The sequence below is a fragment of the Gardnerella sp. c10Ua_244 genome (genome assembly GCF_055818055.1).
The window spans coordinates 177,147-194,450 of sequence record NZ_JARFVS010000002.1; the positions used below are offsets into that span (position 1 = coordinate 177,147).

General features: G+C 44.9%; 12 protein-coding genes. 2 read left to right on the plus strand and 10 right to left on the minus strand.

Annotated features, from left to right (window positions below; genetic code table 11):
* Nucleotides 1–38: 38 nt before the first annotated feature.
* From P0108_RS03945 to hrcA, 8 genes are all read right to left on the minus strand, one after another.
* The gene (locus tag P0108_RS03945; RefSeq protein ID WP_064621922.1) at nucleotides 39–575 is read right to left on the minus strand and encodes a peptidylprolyl isomerase; all 537 of its coding nucleotides are present in this window, start codon (nucleotides 573–575) and stop codon (nucleotides 39–41) included.
* Between the two features lie 236 nt (nucleotides 576–811).
* Complete coding sequence (locus P0108_RS03950) at nucleotides 812–6,499, minus strand: MiiA motif-containing surface protein (RefSeq protein WP_473730763.1); 5,688 nt, start codon at nucleotides 6,497–6,499, stop codon at nucleotides 812–814.
* Complete coding sequence (locus P0108_RS03955; RefSeq protein WP_285089559.1) at nucleotides 6,418–6,600, minus strand: hypothetical protein; 183 nt, start codon at nucleotides 6,598–6,600, stop codon at nucleotides 6,418–6,420. Before P0108_RS03955 ends, P0108_RS03950 begins: the two co-directional genes overlap by 82 nt.
* 464 nt (nucleotides 6,601–7,064) lie before the next feature.
* The gene (locus P0108_RS03960; RefSeq protein ID WP_004108666.1) at nucleotides 7,065–7,895 is read right to left on the minus strand and encodes an inositol monophosphatase family protein; all 831 of its coding nucleotides are present in this window, start codon (nucleotides 7,893–7,895) and stop codon (nucleotides 7,065–7,067) included.
* 226 nt (nucleotides 7,896–8,121) lie between these two features.
* Nucleotides 8,122–8,775 (minus strand): phosphoserine phosphatase SerB, encoded by a 654-nt coding sequence (gene serB / locus P0108_RS03965; RefSeq protein WP_004108662.1) that lies wholly within the window; start codon nucleotides 8,773–8,775, stop codon nucleotides 8,122–8,124.
* A 25-nt stretch (nucleotides 8,776–8,800) separates the two neighbouring features.
* Complete coding sequence (gene fmt, locus P0108_RS03970; RefSeq protein ID WP_473730764.1) at nucleotides 8,801–9,784, minus strand: methionyl-tRNA formyltransferase; 984 nt, start codon at nucleotides 9,782–9,784, stop codon at nucleotides 8,801–8,803.
* A gap of 46 nt (nucleotides 9,785–9,830) precedes the next feature.
* Entirely contained in the window at nucleotides 9,831–10,982 is a 1,152-nt protein-coding gene (gene dnaJ / locus P0108_RS03975) for a molecular chaperone DnaJ (RefSeq protein ID WP_004108655.1), read from the minus strand.
* A gap of 90 nt (nucleotides 10,983–11,072) precedes the next feature.
* On the minus strand, nucleotides 11,073–12,089 hold the full coding sequence (hrcA, locus tag P0108_RS03980; RefSeq protein ID WP_473730842.1) for a heat-inducible transcriptional repressor HrcA: 1,017 nt from the start codon (nucleotides 12,087–12,089) through the stop codon (nucleotides 11,073–11,075).
* A 219-nt stretch (nucleotides 12,090–12,308) separates the two neighbouring features.
* On the opposite strand from hrcA, the gene tkt reads away from it, so the two are divergent.
* Nucleotides 12,309–14,408 carry a transketolase gene (gene tkt, locus P0108_RS03985; protein ID WP_473730765.1) on the plus strand — a complete coding sequence of 700 codons (2,100 nt, stop codon included), beginning with the start codon at nucleotides 12,309–12,311 and terminating at the stop codon, nucleotides 14,406–14,408.
* Nucleotides 14,409–14,612: 204 nt separating this feature from the next.
* On the plus strand, nucleotides 14,613–15,716 hold the full coding sequence (gene tal / locus P0108_RS03990; protein WP_064621925.1) for a transaldolase: 1,104 nt from the start codon (nucleotides 14,613–14,615) through the stop codon (nucleotides 15,714–15,716).
* A gap of 155 nt (nucleotides 15,717–15,871) precedes the next feature.
* Here tal and P0108_RS03995 read toward each other — a convergent pair whose 3' ends face one another.
* Entirely contained in the window at nucleotides 15,872–16,432 is a 561-nt protein-coding gene (locus P0108_RS03995) for a GNAT family N-acetyltransferase (RefSeq protein ID WP_064621927.1), read from the minus strand.
* A 6-nt stretch (nucleotides 16,433–16,438) separates the two neighbouring features.
* Nucleotides 16,439–17,275: an HAD hydrolase family protein gene (locus P0108_RS04000; protein ID WP_064621929.1), complete on the minus strand. Its 837-nt coding sequence runs from the start codon at nucleotides 17,273–17,275 to the stop codon at nucleotides 16,439–16,441.
* Nucleotides 17,276–17,304 lie beyond the last annotated feature (29 nt).

Here is a 17,304-nt window from a genome sequence, read left to right on the forward strand (position 1 = left end):
TTAAAGAATATTAAAGAGTATTAAATCATAACGTTTAATCACAAAACTTCAATAGAAATAATACCTACAGGCTCAAGAGGAGCATCAGATCGATCCGTCGCAACAGCCTCGAGCTTATCGACGACCGCCTTCGATTCATCGTCAGCAACTTCGCCGAAAATTGTATGGTGACCGTCAAGCCATGGAGTTGGCACAGTTGTAATGAAGAACTGCGAACCGTTAGTGCCATGCAAACGACCGTCACGACCGTGACGCTTTCCAGCATTTGCCATAGCGAGCAAATAAGGCTTATCGAACTTCAAGGACGCGTCAATTTCATCGTCAAACTCGTATCCAGGACCGCCAGTTCCATTGCCGAGTGGGCAGCCACCCTGAATCATGAAATCCTTAATGATGCGGTGGAAAGTTAAACCATCGTAGAATGACTCATGCGAAGGTTTTCCACTGAATGGGTCAAGCCACTCGCGCTCACCAGTAGCTAAGCCAACAAAATTTTTGACGGTTTCAGGCGCTTTACTGTCAAACAAATTGATTTTTATATCGCCTTCAGAAGTATGCATAATAACTGTAGTCATGTGGTAATTCTCCCATATTTTCAAGACTGTTTCAATTCGTGTTAAATAAAAATATTCTCATACAAAAATGCCTCACTTTGCGTAGTAAAGAAAGACGCAAAGTGAGACACGTTTTACATTAACTTCATTATGCTAATTAACCCAATACTCAGCAAACTTACTGAATACAATTAAGCAAACATTAAGCAGCTCTAAAACTAGCTGATCTGCAATAACCAGACCAGCTAGCAAATATTCTACTTACTACTGTGGCGAGAAGTACCACGACGCTTAGTTGAGAAAAGCGCAGCACCAGCAGCACTAAGAGTTGCAGCAAACAAGCCAAACACAGACACGTCACTACCAGTCTTACTAAGCTGAGCAGCACTACCACTCTTCAACACCTGAGCGCGCACAGAAGCACGAACATCAGCCGCATGAGCCTTAGCAGCAGCCAAAGCCTTACGAGCAGCAGAAAGCTTCTTAGCCGCAGCATCAACCTGAGCCTGAGTTGCGTTAGGATCAGCAGCAACCTTCTTAGCCTCAGCCAAAGCAGCATCCAAAGCCGCCTGAGCCTTAGAAACTTGAGCATCAGCCTGCTTCACAGCCGGATTGCTTTCAACCGCAGCGTTCACAGCAGCAGAACTTGCGCCATTAGCATTATTAGCGTTAGCGTTGGCAGCATTGGTGTTAGCAGCGTTACCTGCATTACCCGAGTTTACGCCAGCACCAGCGTTACCATTATCAGCATTTCCAGGCTGTGAATCAGACTCAGCACCCTGAATCTGAACATTCAACTCACCCTTATCCACAGTAGTAGGCGCATTATCATTCACACCATAACCAGCTTCAGAACCAGAACCAGGAGTTGGTTTCTTACCGTCAAGAGCCTCTTCAGCTGCCTTAAGCTTTGCAAGAGCAGCGTCAACAAGCTTCTGCTTTTCAGCTTGAGTCTTAGTTGTTACATCTTCCTCGCCTGCAGCAGCCTTCTTCGTACCAGTTAGCTTATCGATAAGATCCTTAGCATCTTGAAGAGCCTTATCAAACGCAGTCTTCTTTTCCGTCGTAGTAGAATACGTATACCTATCTGAGTTCTTAACGTTGCTATCCTTATCAATCTCATCTTGCAACGGCTTGGTATCAACACCATCAAGCGCCTTACGCGCATTTTCAAGCTTCTGAAGTGCGTCGTCTACCGCTTGTTGATCTTTAGCCTCTTGCTCGGGAGTGCGCGGAGTAGAGTCTAGATTCTTATCGTTTTCGTTATCTTCTTTAGCTTTCTTCAATGCCGCTTCCGCGTCAGAGAGTGCCTTGTCAAATGCTTCTTTCTTCTCCTTAGAAGCGGTCGTGTACAGAGGATCGCCAGGTGTAGCCGGCTTAGTGGAATCGTTAGGATCAGCTGGCGTTGGCTTAAGCTTAGAATCGTTATCTACTTCAGCCTGAAGTAAATCAGTGCTTACGCCCGCACCCTTAACTTTGTCATCAATCGCCTGCATTGCCTTAAGAAGATCCTTATACAGCTCATTAACCTGATCCGCATCCTTAGGATCGCCATTAGCTTTGTCTAGCACGGCTCCAGCAGCAGTAGCAGCATCGTCAAACGCTTTCTTTTGCTCATTGCCTTCTTGCAGACCCTTATACTTGTCGCCCTTAGCGAACTTATCAGCGATCTCTTTCAGCTTTTCAAGACGAGCCATGGCAGTATCGGTTGCAGTAGCATTGGCAAGCGCGTCGTCGATGTCGTCAGAAGTTGTACCGTCAGCGTTCTTGTGATCAGAAGCATCAGTATCTTCAATAATCTTCTTGAAAGCTTCCTTCTGCGCATTGTTCAAATGATCAAGCGCAGCAATCTGCTTCTTAGCATCCTCTATCTTCTTAGCCTTCAAAGCGCGATTAGCAATAGCAGTTGGGTCGCCAATCTTCTTTGCATCATTGATGTCATCAATAGCCTTCTGCTTTTCAGCATCTGGAAGATCACTATCTTGAATGCGTTTCTTCTGATCTTCCTTTTCTTTATTAAGTACAGACTGATCATCGTATGTGTTCTGAGAAATATCGCGCTTGCCCTTAGCATCTTCGATTGCCTTGTTTGCGTCATCAAACGAAGTTTTCACGCCATCAACAGCATCCTTGATTTCAGAAGGCTTTGTTGCACTGTTAACAGTGTTCTTGGCATCATCGATTGCCTTAGTGGCAGCTTCATACTTATCTTTAGCTTTTGCTTTCTGCTCATCATTCAACGCCTTGTATGCTGCATCAAGTTCTGCCTTCTTAGCATCAAGCTTGGCAATACCAGCATTCTTAGCATTCTGCTCGTTAATCGCATTCTGGCGCTTGGCTGCGTCAAGATCATTCTTAATCTCTTCTGCAGTAGCAGCAGGATCCTTCTTTGCAAGAGCATCTTCCAAAGCAGTGAGTGCTGCATCCTTCTTGCTTGGATCAGAACCAATTAACTCCTTAAGAGCCTTATCGTCCTCGCTACTAGAATTGCCGTGGCTTAGGAACGGAAGCGCGCCAGCACTAACATCCTTGTGCGCTTCATTAAGATTATTAGCTTCATCTAAAATCTGCTGAACTTCTTCAGGAGTCTTAGCACCAGGCTTGGTAGCATCCCCACTCTTTCCATTCAGCTTTTCCTTGAGCTTATCCTTTTCATCTTGAGTCAGATTGCCAAGACCATCAATTGCATCAGAAGCTTTCTTTTTCTTATCCTGTAGCTCTTGCTTCTTCTGGTCCTCCTGCTTTTTATCTTCCTCTTTTTTCTGCTCTTTTTCCTTATTTTCTTTGTCTTTCTTTTCTTTTTCCTTTAACTGTTCAGGAGTTACATTATTCTTGCCAGCCTGCTCGTTGGCCTTCTTAAGAATATTCTGAATATCATCAGCACCTTTAGCATTATCAATCTCATTCTTATACTGGGTTTTTTGCTCCTCAGTAAGCTTTGGATTGCGGTCGATAAGCTTCTTCGCATCATCCTTCATCTGCTGGAGTTGCTTATCATCAGGCTTTGGAGTTGGCTTGGTTTCCTCCTTACTATAGGTAATAGGAACAGTGAAGAGCTGCTTGCCATTCTGATCCTTAAAGACGATTGACTTATAGTCTTTCGCCCCACTGGTTTCGCTGGAAGTAACTGACTTGATATTATCGTCAGCAATCTCCATGTAAATAGTGTCAGACTTTGGCTTAAGATCAGAAGCAGATGGAAGGTAAGGAATATTCATGCTTTCCGTTTTTATTTGGAAGTTATTCTGACCATCATAGTTAGCGTCAAAGAATGCCTTAACAGCCTTCTTGAAATCTTCTTCAGTAGGCTTATTCGGATCTTTAACCTTAATTGCAGCAGGTTCGTTATACTTGCGCTCAGCTTTCTTGGCATCAGTAAGCTTGCGAATAAGGTCGCGAAGAGCCTTTTCATCCATACCATTGATGGCGTTATCCAACTTATCTGCATCGGTGATTCCAGCGCGCTTCAAGTCGTCATTGGTAAGCCCATCATCTTGACGCTGCTTCAGCAAAGCTTTTGCTTGCTCTTTGAGCTTATCAATTGTATTATCCTGAGATGGTTGAGTATTTCCCTTTTTAACATACAAATCTTTGGCTTGGATGGTAAACAGAGTCCCTTCCATGTCAGCAGCCCAATCGCCTGCACTACCATCATCTTCCATCCACTGGTGACCATGAACTGTAATAGCGTAACCGTTAGTATTATCTATACTAAATGAAGTCATTGGTCCATCATTCTTACCAGATGCACCGTAAGGACCCATATTCTCAGTACCGGCTTTTGGAGTCCAAGTTGTTTTAACAGCAACATCGCTCGTAACAGCTTGCAAATCAGAATCAGATACATTATCGTAATTGTCTTTTACAAACTGCTTTAAAGCCTTTACAGCCTCTTGAACAGTTGGTGTATCGCCTTCAGTCTCCGTCTTTGTAACATTATACTTAAAGGTAATTTTCTGATTATCTGGATCGTTATATGTCTTAGTTTCCGTAGAAGGCGTCTGAGACGTTTGCGTATTTGCTGTCTGCTTGAAGAACACGCTCATGGGATAAGTAGCGTCTTTATAGCCATCCGCCTTAAACGTAATGTAACCTTTACCGTCTTTCACGCTATACGAAACATCAGTAATAGTTACATCTGAATTATCTTTAGAATCCTTACCCTTAACCTTCATTAAGGCTTTTTTATTTGCATCAAGAGCTTGGCTGTTAGTTGTTAAATCTGCTTCTTTCATATTGAATGGATCAAATTTAACTCTTGTTTGGGTTGCAGGCGCTTCAACGATGAACTCTTTTTCAGCAGCAGGAGTTGGAGCAGGCGGCTTTGGAGTTGGATTTTCCTCAGCAGCCTTTTGCTTTAAGAATTGCCAGGAAGGAATCTCTGTTGTTGAACCGTCTGCCCAAGTAATAATAGCGTTCTTGAATTCTTTATCAAAGCTTACAGGAGTTTTACCGTCTTTCTTAGCTGCAGTATAGATATCCAAGTCGGCGTTTGCTTTATCAAAAGCATCGGTTACTTGCTTTTGCTCTTCTGTAGTCAAGCTAGAAAGATTCCCAACCTCAATTGGATCAGGTACCACGTAAGGCGCCCAATCGGAGATTTTTGGTCCTTGGAATACCAAATCTTCAGCAGGAATAGTAAGTTTTGAATCATCCTCGTACGTAACTTCTACAGAACCATCTTCTTTAACATTGAACTCGTACTGTTTACTATCAGCATTCTGCTTCACATGCTTCAAGAACTCGTTTGGAGCTGATCCTCCATTAGCATCAATAATCGCTTGACGAACTTTAGTTTTTTCATCAGGCGTGAGCTTCTTCAAATTCACGACAGGCGTGCGAGTTGGCAAAGTTGGCCTGTACTTATCTTTATCAGTCTCGTCTTTTGTTACAAGCAGGCTCGCAGGAATCGTGCGAGTCGTCTTGTCTTTGAAGGTTATAGTTGCAGAGCCGTCCTTATTTACCACAACACCATTATCAGCAACTAATTCCTTGAAGTACTTGGTGTTTTCATTCGCTTTTTCAATTTTTTCTTTAATAGCCTTTTGCTCGGCTTCACTTAAAGCGTTAGTCTTCTTAACCTTTGTAACCTCTGGATACGCAAGCTTCAAATAATCCGCAATCTTTGGCGTATTGTGCTTTTGACCAACCGCATAGTGCCAGTTACCTGCAAAACGGTAAACGCCAGCGGCAAAACGAAGCGGATTGGTGTCACGCTCTTTCCATGCATTGTCTTCCATCTCGGAAACGTAAGTCATGTCATACCAACGCTGACCAGCAGACTCCCAGTCTACGAAAATACCCTTAAGGCCTTGAGTTTGCTTTTGGTATTCTTCCCATTGTTGTGCGGTATTGCCCGCATTATCGTAGCCTTTATTGTCTTTGGTACCCAAGCCCATAAGCTGTTTCCAGCCTTTGCTGGCAAGAATATTTTCGTCACTAAAATAATAATTAGAAATATTAGTCCATTCCTTAGGACTATTAAAATGTTTGTCAGAAACAACGCCATAACCGTTTGCGTCGGTTGTAATATATTGCGAAGAACCAGCAGGTTTAACCTGCTCCTTGCCATTTTTTGTTAACTTTTCAATACGCTTAAATTGAATATCTTGAGGATCTTTCAAACCAGCAGGAACACCAAACCACCACATTGGACGGAATCGCCAATCGTCAGCTGTAGCATTGTTGTGGCAATTAGAAAGATAATGAACGCGAACAAATTTACCAAGAGGGTCTATGCCTTCAGTACCGCCAGCTTTGGCGTGCTCAAAGGTATCGTAATATTCAACGTCAATGTTGAAATGAGCCTCGGCATATTTTGCATCAGTTTTGAAACCGTAATAAACATTGTTGCCAGTGCCGTCTACATAACCGTCAGCATAGGCAGGCGAGGAAACGAATACCCCCCCCCGAGCACCATAGCACCTGCGAGCATAGCTGCGCACACGCTCTTAGAAAGTGGCGCGTAAATAACGCTGTTACTCGACTTTTGCATAGACTTTTGCAAATCGGCAAGATGCTTCGCACTCATAATCTTCTTCGTCATTATTCCTCATTTCAATAATGTGTCTTCTTTATGTTTCTGCTTATGCATAACTTGTAATATGCAATAATGCAGCAGCCAAACAAATTAGCATTCGCCTCTTTGTTTCATACCAATTTGCTATTTACACAACGCTTCATACTCTCTTAATACGTTTCAAGCATGCATAAAAATGTGCAAACTGACATTCGTACAAGTTATATGGTACTCAACTATTCATACATTGCAAACCTTTTCATGCAATAATTTGTGTAGCGTAAATCACATAATTCGCAAATCACGCATGAATACGTATAAATTACATGTTAAGACGTCATAATATTTATGAAAAAAAAAATTACGATACGCCGCAAGATAATTGAATGCTTACGCAAGGCTACGAGTTACTTGCGTAATGTTATTGACTGCTTACGTAAGACTATTAACTACTTACGCAAGAATATTAGTTACTTACGCAAGAATATTGCTTATTTAAGATACGGCTTTAACTCGTTAATAAGCAAACCGTTAGAAGCAACTACGTCATTTTCGCGTCGCCAATGAATAGGGTTTCCATCCCACTGGCAAACCTGACCCTGCGCTTCTAGCACAACCACGGCACCAGCAGAAACAGCTGGAATATCCCAATGATGCAAGTGAGGCTCAAAATAAGCGTCATAAGTGCCATCTGCCACCTTGCACAAGTCGAGCGACGCAGGTCCAATACGCTTAATATCCGCAGGGCAGCCCTCTTCAACAGAAGCGACTACGTCAAGCGCGCGCTTAGATTCACCAGGTATATAAGACATTCCATAACAAACCACAGATCCTTGCAAAGTAGAAGTTGTGGAAGGCGTAATCTTCTCACGCTTCTCTCCTTGCGGAGTTCTACGAATACGAATAGCACCCTGACCCTTTGCAGCCAAATAAGTCAATCCCAACGCAGGAGCGTGCACAACGCCAAGAACCGGACGAGCGGAGCCTTCATCGTTAAACTCAAAAAGCGAAACCGTAAGAGTCCACTCAGCCATATCGCGATTAAAATTAATAGCACCGTCAACGTTTCCAACGCACCAAAAACGTTCTCCCGGATTGCATTGCTCCGGCTTAGTTTGCCAAAAACCTTGGAAAGGATTCACATAAGTCAAACGATTTTGAATAAAACGCACGAGCTTATCGCCAAAACCAGATTCAGATTTATTAGGATCACCCAACGCAATCGACGTCATATCTTGAGGGCTTAATTGATCCTGATACGCATGTTTACCAACATCTTCCAAAATACGCGCAACTTCAAGCGCAACTTCTCGTAAATTCAACTTACGCTCCCTACCCTAAATGCATAAATTCCCGTATTTATGCACACTCTCTCTCCCATAAATTAACTTTATTTTACTCAACAATAGAAAGATTCACCAACACATTTAAGCTCTGCGGTTAAAAGATACAGAACTTTCACAAAAAATTTAATCATTAATCTTTAATCATCATTCGCAATTTTACATTGCCTACGTACATTACTCAACTTTTACTTTTAAAAACGTATTAATTCGCATTCAAAAAACGCAAGACAGCGCTTAAATCGCGAGTAAGAATGCAGTAAGGAGTAGCCGCTTGAACTGTTGGTTTTGCGCAAAAAGCTACGCCTAATCCAGCGAATTTAATCATTGAAATATCGTTCGCTCCATCCCCCACTACAACAGTTTGTTCGCGATCAATTCCAAGATTAGTTACCCAAGTTCTAAGCGCTTCAACTTTTGCATTAGCATTAACAATATTTCCAAGTACGTTGCCAGTAAGCTTGCCGTCAATAGACTCTAAATGGTGAGCCGCCCAAAAATCAATATTCAAACTCGGCAAAAATTCGTCCAAAATCTCATGAAAACCGCCAGAAACTGCGCCAACTTTCCATCCGTGCGCATGAAGCGTGTCAATTAAAACATTCGCACCTTTAGTTACATGAATTTTAGAAATAATACGCTTTTTGCACTCGTCAATATTCAAATCGCGAAGCATACTCACGCGCGAACGCAAGGAAGTATCGAAAGTAATTTCGCCACGCATTGCTCGCGCTGTAATCGCAGAAAGCTCATCGCCGCATCCAGCTTCTGCACCGAGCAAATCGATAACTTCTTCCTCAATAAGCGTTGCATCAACATCCATAACCAAAAGCCCTGGTTTAGACAAAGTTGGCAACATCGAAGAAAAGTTCATAATCATAATTTTATGCGCAGTAAGCTGCTGCCGAAAGCCTAGCTCCGCGCGCCCAGTCTGCCGCTTTCATAGCTTTCTTTCCCTGCGCTTTTACTTCCAAAAGCTCAAGTGCGCCGCTTAAAGTACCAACCCAAACTTGCTTCTTGCCAGCAAGCAATTTTCCAGGATCAAGCTTCATCAATTCCTCACCATGCGGATCGTTAGCATCTGCCGGAACTGCACGTAAAACATGCAAAGTAATCGGATCCGCATTATGTTCATCGTCCGCATGAAGCTCGCACCACGCGCCCGGATTTGGCGTACAAGCGCGAATTTGACGATCGACTGCAAAAGCTGGCGCATGAAAATCAATATGAGCATCTTCAACAGTGATTTTTTGCGCAACTTCTTGAGGAGTTTGATCTTGCTCAACCGGCACAATTTCACCAGTTTCCATGCCACGAAGAGATGCTGCAAGAAGCGGCGCGCCGTCGTTTGCAAGTCGTGCAAGAAGATCGCCAGAATTTTCGTGAGACTCAATTTTTGTAGTAAACTGCGCCAAAATAGGCCCACAATCCATGCCGCGCGTAATGCGAAAAACCGTAGCACCTGTAATATCATCCCCAGCCCAAATGGCGCGCTGCACAGGAGCTGCACCTCGCCATTGCGGAAGAAGCGAAAAATGAAGATTATACCAGCCGAGCGGCAACGCGTCTAAAACATTCTGTCGCAAAATCTTGCCGTATGCTACAACTGCTGCAGCTTTTGCACCGGTTGCCGCAAGCTGTTCAAGAAACACATCTTCATTTTTAGGATCCGACTCAAGCACTGGCAAGCCGAGCTCAAGAGCAGCCTGTTTCACAGGGCTTGGCACAAGCTTTCTACCGCGACCAGTCGGAGCGTCCGGTCGCGTAAGAACAGCGCGAACATCAAAATGCTCACTATCTTTAGTTAACTCGCGAAGAGACGGAACCGCAACTTCCGGAGTTCCAGCAAACAATATTGGTAATGCCATATTTCCCCACTATTTTAAATTAAAGCAGTAAATTAAATCCGTAAAATCAGCCAGCAAAAGCTTCCTTTAATTTACTAAAGAAACCTTTACGCTCACTCGACTGCTCACTTAACGAATGCTGCTGCACTTGCTTCATAGAACTATCATGCAATTTAGCAAATTTTTCAATCAAAGCACGCTCTTCATCATTCAACTTAGAAGGCGTTTGCACTAGCACATGAACCACGATATTTCCGCGATCTTTAGAACGAAGCTTCGTCACACCAAGATTTGGCAAAGTAATAGTGTCTTCATTTTGGCAGCCTGCAGGAATCGTTATTTTCTGAGCACCATCAAAAGTGTCGATTTCAAGACTACGACCAAGAACAGCCCAGCTCATAGGAACTGTAATCCAACAATGCAAATCATCCTCGTTACGAGTAAATTGCTTATCTGCACGAATATGAATATCAACGTACAAATCGCCGGCAGGACCGCCGCACTCACCAACGCTTCCTTGGGAAGCTAAGCGCAAACGACTACCGTCACGAATTCCAGCCGGCACGTTCACTCCAACTTCACGAATTGAACGCACACGACCATGACCGTGGCAGTTTTGGCAAATATTCTTAATAATCGTGCCATGACCTTCGCAATGCTCACAAGGCATCGAAGACATCATTTGACCGAGCATAGTGCGCACAACTTTTTGGCAGAAGCCAGAACCGTGACACACAGAGCACTGTTCTGGAGCGGAATTGTCGGCAGAACCGGAACCAGAGCAATCCTTGCAAACGCCAAAAGTAGTTAACCGTACGCTAACATTTCCGCCAAAAATAGCGGTTTTCAAATCAATACGAGCCTCAGCTAACGCATCATCGCCAGGCTGCACACGCGAAATTGGTCCTTGCGAATTACCGAAAGAACCGCCAAAGAACTGGCTGAAAATGTCGCCCATGCCCATATCTGCAAAACCAGCACCTGAAGCTCCGGCACTTCCTGCAGAAGGATCGTTAGGATCAACACCCATGTCTACCATTCGACGCTTCTCAGGATTAGAAAGCACGTCGTAGGCAGCATTTACTTCCTTAAACTTTTCTTCAAACTCAGCGCCTGCAATATCAGGATGATATTTGCGGCTCATCTTGCGATAGGCTTTGCGAATTTCGTCGTCGCTAGCATTGTGATCAACGCCTAGAACTTTGTAGTAATCAGTCAATTAATTCCCCTTTTACCTTTTTCTAAAATCATTCTTGCATAAGGCACAGCCAGACATAAGCCGAATAACCAGCCATAAACCAGCCACGTTTTATGAATTTTCGGATATAAACGAATTAAGGTAGCGCGCAACAGCCTTAACAGCAGTCATCGTTGCAGCATAATCCATATGCGTAGGACCAATTGATCCAATAAACGCAGAGTCAGAATCAGCATTGTATCCGTAAGTGCTTGTTACAACAGAAGCGTTAAGCAAACCAGGAGTGTGCGTTTCCGAGCCGATTGCAACACTAACACCACTTGCACAATCGCTTGCTTCCTCACTTAAAGAAGTCATGAGTCGCATAATAACAGCCTGTTCTTCGAGTGCGTCAAAAAGTGAAGCAAAATCAACAATACTTTGTCTATGCGCAAGTTGAGAAGCTCCAGCCATATATAAGTCGTGAGTATGCTCACCGTCATGCATATCTTCTAAAGCGTTAGCAAGTTGACTAATAATTTGCAAAGCTGACGCTAAATCCTTGCGATTTGCGAGCGCATAAACGCGTTTTGAAGCAGATGAAAGAGATAGCCCAATGCAGCACTCATTAACCATATTAGTTAGATGCAATAAGTCATCTGAATTTATAGTAGTTGCTTGAATCATGTGCTGAGCTACACCTCCAGCATCTGTAATCACAACAACCAAAAGCGTAGAAGACGATACTTGAACAATCTCAATTCTTTTTACTTTTGACTTAGACAATGCTGGAGATGCTACGAGAGCGACTTGACCCGTAATACTTGCAAGAAGACGTGCTGAACGTTGCAAAGTATCTTGTAAACTGACAGATCCGCTTAAAAAGTTACGTATAGCGCGACGCTGCGGTTCAGAAAGCGGAATAACAGAAGCCAAACCGTCAACAAAGTAGCGATAGCCTTTTTCAGTAGGAATACGACCTGCAGAAGTGTGCGGTTGAACAAGGTATCCCTCTTCTTCCAAAGCCGACATATCGTTACGAATAGTAGCTGAACTCACACCAAGCTGATGATGCTTTGCAAGAGCCGCAGAACCAACAGGCTCTTGAGAACGAATATAATCCTCAACAACTGCGCGCAAAATCATCATGCGTCGTGACTGCATTACCACTCCTTACAAACACTCTAAATACTATATTCCTATAGTAGTCTATTTCTTAGCACGCAACAGAACATAAAAGCAAACTTTTGACACACTTTGTAACATATTCGTCGCGCGCGAAAGATAGGATTGAAGGGCAATGAGAGGGTAAAAAGCCAGCGTAAGCTGTGCTTAAAAACCCGGATTATTGGAAGGAAAGTAGATCACATGACCGATTTCAACTGGTCTGCATTAGACGAGCGCGCCGTAAAAATGGCGAAGGTTCTCTCGGCTGATGCTGTTGAGCGAGCAGGACACGGACATCCTGGCTCCCCTGTTTCATTAGCACCGATTGCGTACACATTGTACCAGCATTTCATTAAGCACGATCCAGCTGACCCAAAGTGGGCTGGCCGCGATCGTTTTATTCTTTCTGGCGGTCACGCTTCGCTTACGCAATACGTGCAGTTGTTCTTCTCTGGATACGGCTTGACTCTTGACGATCTCAAGTATTTCCGTGGCGGTGCAGACACGCGTACTCCAGGTCACCCAGAATACGGCTTGACTCCAGGCATCGAAATGACTACTGGCCCACTCGGTCAGGGTCTTGCTTCTGCTGTTGGTTTCGCTTACGGCCAGCGCTTTGAGCGCGGTCTTCTCGATCCAGAAGCTCCAGCCGGCACTTCCCCATTCGATCACAAGGTTTGGGTTATCTGCGGCGAAGGCGACGTTGAGGAAGGCGTTTCTTCTGAAGCTGCTTCCTTGGCTGGAAACCAGAAGCTCGGCAATTTGACCGTAATCTTCGATGCAAACCACATTCAGATTGAAGGCGACACTAAGCTCACCTTCTCTGAAGATATTCTTGCTCGTTACCGTGCATACGGTTGGTACACCGATGAAGTTAGCTTCGTTCAGCCAGACGGCTCATACAAGGAAGACGTTCAGGCCTTGGCTGCAGCTATTGAAAAGGCTCAGGAAGTTACCGACAAGCCTCACTTCATTAAGGTTAATACTTTGATTGCTTGGCCAACCCCAGGCAAGACCGACAACGAAGCTTCCCACGGCTCCAAGCTTGGCGAAGAAGCTGTTAAGGGCTTGAAGGAACTTTGCGGTTTCGACCCAGAAGTTTCATTCCCAATCGACGAAGAAGCTTTGGCTCACGCTCGCAAGGTTGCAGAGCGCGGCTTGGCTGCTCACAAGGCTTGGGATGAGGCTCTTGCAAAGTGGGCTGCTGCCAACCCAGATAAGGCTGCTCTTTACGAGCGTCTTAAGGCTGGCAAGCTTCCTGAAGGCTTCGACAAGGCTATTGACGACTTGATTGCTGGCTTCGAAGTTGGCTCTAAGGTTGCTACCCGTAAGGCTTCCGGCGCAGTTCTTAACGCAATTGCTGCTGTTATGCCAGAACTTTGGGGCGGTTCCGCTGATTTGGGCGGCTCCAACAACACCAACATTAAGGGCGCTGACTCCTTCGGTCCATCCGAAGACGCAACTCGCACTTGGCCAAACGTTTCCGAGCATGGCCGTCAGCTTCACTTCGGCGTGCGCGAGTTCGCAATGGGTGCTATTACCAACGGTATTTTGCTTGGTTCTGACACTCGCCCATTCAACGGCACCTTCTTCCAGTTCTCTGACTACGAGCGCCCAGCAGTTCGCTTGGCTGCTTTGATGGAGATTCCAAACCTCTACGTTTGGACTCACGACTCTGTAGCCTTGGGCGAAGATGGTCCAACTCACCAGCCAATCGAACATTTGGCTGCTTTCCGCGCTATTCCTCAGCTTGAGGTTGTGCGCCCTGCAGATGAGTACGAAACTGCTGAAGCTTACCGTTACTTCTTCGAGAAGAAGAACAGCTATCCAACTGCTATGATTTTGACCCGCCAGGGCGTTCCAACCCTCGCTGAGACTGCTGAAAAGGCTCGCGAAGGCGTGAAGCACGGCGCTTACGTTTTGGTTGATTGCGAAGGCACTCCAGACGTAATCATCATGGCAACCGGTTCCGAAGTTCAGTGGGCTGTTGCTGGTGCCAAGACTTTGGCTGCTGAAGGCATTAAGGCTCGCGTTCTTTCCATGCCATCTCTCGAATGGTTCGAAGAGCAGGACGAAGAGTACAAGGAAGCAATCTTGCCAAAGTCCGTCAAGGCTCGCGTTTCCATCGAAGCTGGCTTGGCATTGCCTTGGTACAAGTATCTTGGCGATTGCGGCAAGGCTGTTTCTATCGAACAGTACGGCTTGCAGGGTGACGGCGGTCAGAACATGATTGACTTGGGCATTACTGCTGAGCACGTAGTAGAAGCTGCTAAGGCTTCTATCGAAGAAGCTCGCGCTTAAGTAAATAAGCGAAATAAAGCTTGATGTATCAAAATAAAATTGATATGTCACAAAACTAGAAGTGCTAACGAAACACTTCACAAGAGACAGCGACGGCGTGTTGATGCCGAGCTACCGTTGGTTCGACATCAACCGCTGTTTCTTGTAAAAACGCCAAAATACCGACGTGCCCCAATTGGTGGAGCACAGTGTTAAGGAGATAACATGACTGAAGCAACGCAGCGCACCAGCGATTCCGGCGTTTCTATTTGGTTGGACGATTTGTCCCGTACCCGCATTGAGTCCGGCTCTTTGCAGGATTTGATTGCTAATAAGAATGTTGTTGGCGTTACCACCAACCCATCCATCTTCCAGAAGGCTTTGAGCCAGGTTGGCCCATACGATGCACAGCTTAAGGAACTCGGCAAGGTCGACGTTGAAACCGCTATCCGCGAGTTGACCACCACCGACGTTCGTAACGCAACCGATATCTTCCGCGAGATCGCTGAAAAGACCGACTTCGTTGACGGCCGCGTCTCCATCGAAGTTGACCCACGCTTGGCTCACGATACTGCTAACACTGAGAAGCAGGCTGAAGAGCTTTGGGCAAAGGTTGATCGTCCAAACGTTATGATTAAGATTCCAGCAACTTTGGAAGGTCTTCCAGCTATCACCGCTACCCTTGCTAAGGGTATTTCTGTGAACGTAACCTTGATCTTCTCCCTCGAGCGCTACGAGCAGGTTATCGACGCCTTCATCGAAGGTATTGCTCAGGCAGATGCTAACGGCCACGACTTGAAGCACATTGGTTCCGTAGCTTCCTTCTTCGTCTCCCGCGTTGATAGCGCTGTTGACAAGCTCCTCGAAGCTAACGGCTCCGATGAAGCTAAGGCTCTTGAAGGCAAGGCTGCTGTTGCTAACGCTCGCTTGGCTTACGAACTCTTCGAAAAGAAGTTCGCAGCTGACCCACGTTGGGCTGAGCTTGAAGCCAAGGGTGCTAAGAAGCAGCGTCCACTTTGGGCTTCTACCGGCACCAAGAACGCAGCTTACTCCGACTGCAAGTACGTTGACGAGTTGGTTGCTGAGCATGTTGTGAACACCATGCCAGAAAAGACTTTGAACGCTCTTGCTGATCACGGCAACGGCGCTGCTTCCGTTAAGGGCACTTACGAAGAGAGCCACGCTGTTATGAACAAGCTTGCTGAGCTTGGCATCAACATTAAGGACGTTACCGACAAGCTTGAGGCCGACGGTGTTGCCGCCTTCATCAAGTCTTGGGATTCCGTGATTGCTGACGTGCAGTCCGGCATCGATCGCGTAAACGCCTGATTTGATTAATCAGTAATAAATAAACATAAACCGCACATGTTCGTGGATTAATTCACACATGTGCGGTTTTTGTTTGCGGAGCACTCCAAACGAGAGGAAAACTCCCTACAATTGGAGCACTCAAGCAGATTAACCAACTGAGAAAATAACGGTGATTACTTGCCAGAAAGAGTTTGCCAGCGAGATTTGGTTAAAACGTTACGATGGCGTACGCGAGTTTCGTGCATAAGTGGCACGTCAACGGAAGAATCCACGCAATATGCTTCAAAACCACACTTTTCCTGAACGCGCTTCGACTTATTGTTACCATCGTAATATCCGCACCAAATAGTCGTCATGTTAAGCTCGTCAAAACCGTACTGAATCAAAGCTTTCGCCGCTTCCGGAATATAACCGTTACCCCAAAAAGGCTTACCAACCCAATATCCAAGTTCGCATTCGCTATCACTAGAAGTCATATCTGTATGACCGTTAAGTTTTAATTCAATACATCCAATTGCCTTGTTACTCGGCTTTAAGCACACAGCATAACATTCTTTTGCATTAAGAAAAACATTCTTAATAATAGATTTGCTATCCTCAATACTTTTGTGAACAGGCCATCCTGCAATAGGACCCACATCTGGATCCGTGGCATACTTAAACAAATCTTCAGCGTCGTCTTGAGCCCAAGCGCGCAAGATTAATCTTTCTGTTTCGATTATTTGCTTACTCATTTTTACTCACAATCTAGTAAAAAGGTTTGAATTAAGCCATTGAGCAACGCCGTCGTCATTGTTGGAATCGCAAACTTCGTCCGCAATCGCAAGCAAACGCGGATTACTATTCGCCACCGCTACCCCATAACCACCGGCACGGAACATGTCGATATCTATAATATCGTCTCCAAAAACGACTGTGCTACTAGGCTTTACACCCAAACGATTGCAAATAACGTTCAAAGCATGCCCCTTGTTCGCAAGGGGATTCGTAAGCATCCACAAAACATCTTCGCTAATATGCAAGGAAAAATCATCCGGAATAATACGCTGAAGCTGTTCCTTCTCGCAATCTCGCGGCACAATAATGATTTTGTCTGCTATGCCACTTGGAACATTGGAAAAATCTGTAATAATAAAATCCTGCTCGTTCCAAAGCATACGAACATCAAAATTAGTGTAACGAACGTCGTTCATCACAATACCAAGACGGAGCGTAGGTATTTTATCAAGCAATCGCAGGCAAACATCAGCAGCAAGATTAGAGTCAAAACCAAAGCGAGTAAGAGTATCAATGCTTCGCTGCGAAGTAAGTTCAGAAATAGTGCTGTGAACGCAATCAAAATCAATAAGCGCACCGTTTAGATACGCGCAAACTTGAGCTTTTAAATCGTGAACAAAATCAAAAGCGCTTCCAACAGGACGAGCCGTAATAATAGCAAGCGGAATACCAGATTCGTGCAAACGCTCAGCAGCCTGCACAGTTTCGCTGCTTAAAAAGCGGCCTTCAAAAGTATCGGAATCGTGAAGCATTGTGCCGTCAAGATCAGCAATTACTAAAGAAGGAGAAAAACGAAGCATTATAGTTACCCACTATTTTTAATGTGCAT

Excerpts from the sequence above, each read along its gene's own strand:
- P0108_RS03945 (WP_064621922.1), bottom strand. The coding sequence starts at position 575 with ATGACTACAGTTATTATGCATACTTCTGAAGGCGATATAAAAATCAAT.
- P0108_RS03955 (WP_285089559.1), bottom strand. The coding sequence starts at position 6,600 with ATGACGAAGAAGATTATGAGTGCGAAGCATCTTGCCGATTTGCAAAAG.
- serB (WP_004108662.1), bottom strand. The coding sequence starts at position 8,775 with ATGTTGCCAACTTTGTCTAAACCAGGGCTTTTGGTTATGGATGTTGAT.
- fmt (WP_473730764.1), bottom strand. The coding sequence starts at position 9,784 with ATGGCATTACCAATATTGTTTGCTGGAACTCCGGAAGTTGCGGTTCCG.
- hrcA (WP_473730842.1), bottom strand. The coding sequence starts at position 12,089 with ATGATGATTTTGCGCGCAGTTGTTGAGGATTATATTCGTTCTCAAGAG.
- tkt (WP_473730765.1), top strand. The coding sequence starts at position 12,309 with ATGACCGATTTCAACTGGTCTGCATTAGACGAGCGCGCCGTAAAAATG.
- tal (WP_064621925.1), top strand. The coding sequence starts at position 14,613 with ATGACTGAAGCAACGCAGCGCACCAGCGATTCCGGCGTTTCTATTTGG.
- P0108_RS03995 (WP_064621927.1), bottom strand. The coding sequence starts at position 16,432 with ATGAGTAAGCAAATAATCGAAACAGAAAGATTAATCTTGCGCGCTTGG.
- P0108_RS04000 (WP_064621929.1), bottom strand. The coding sequence starts at position 17,275 with ATGCTTCGTTTTTCTCCTTCTTTAGTAATTGCTGATCTTGACGGCACA.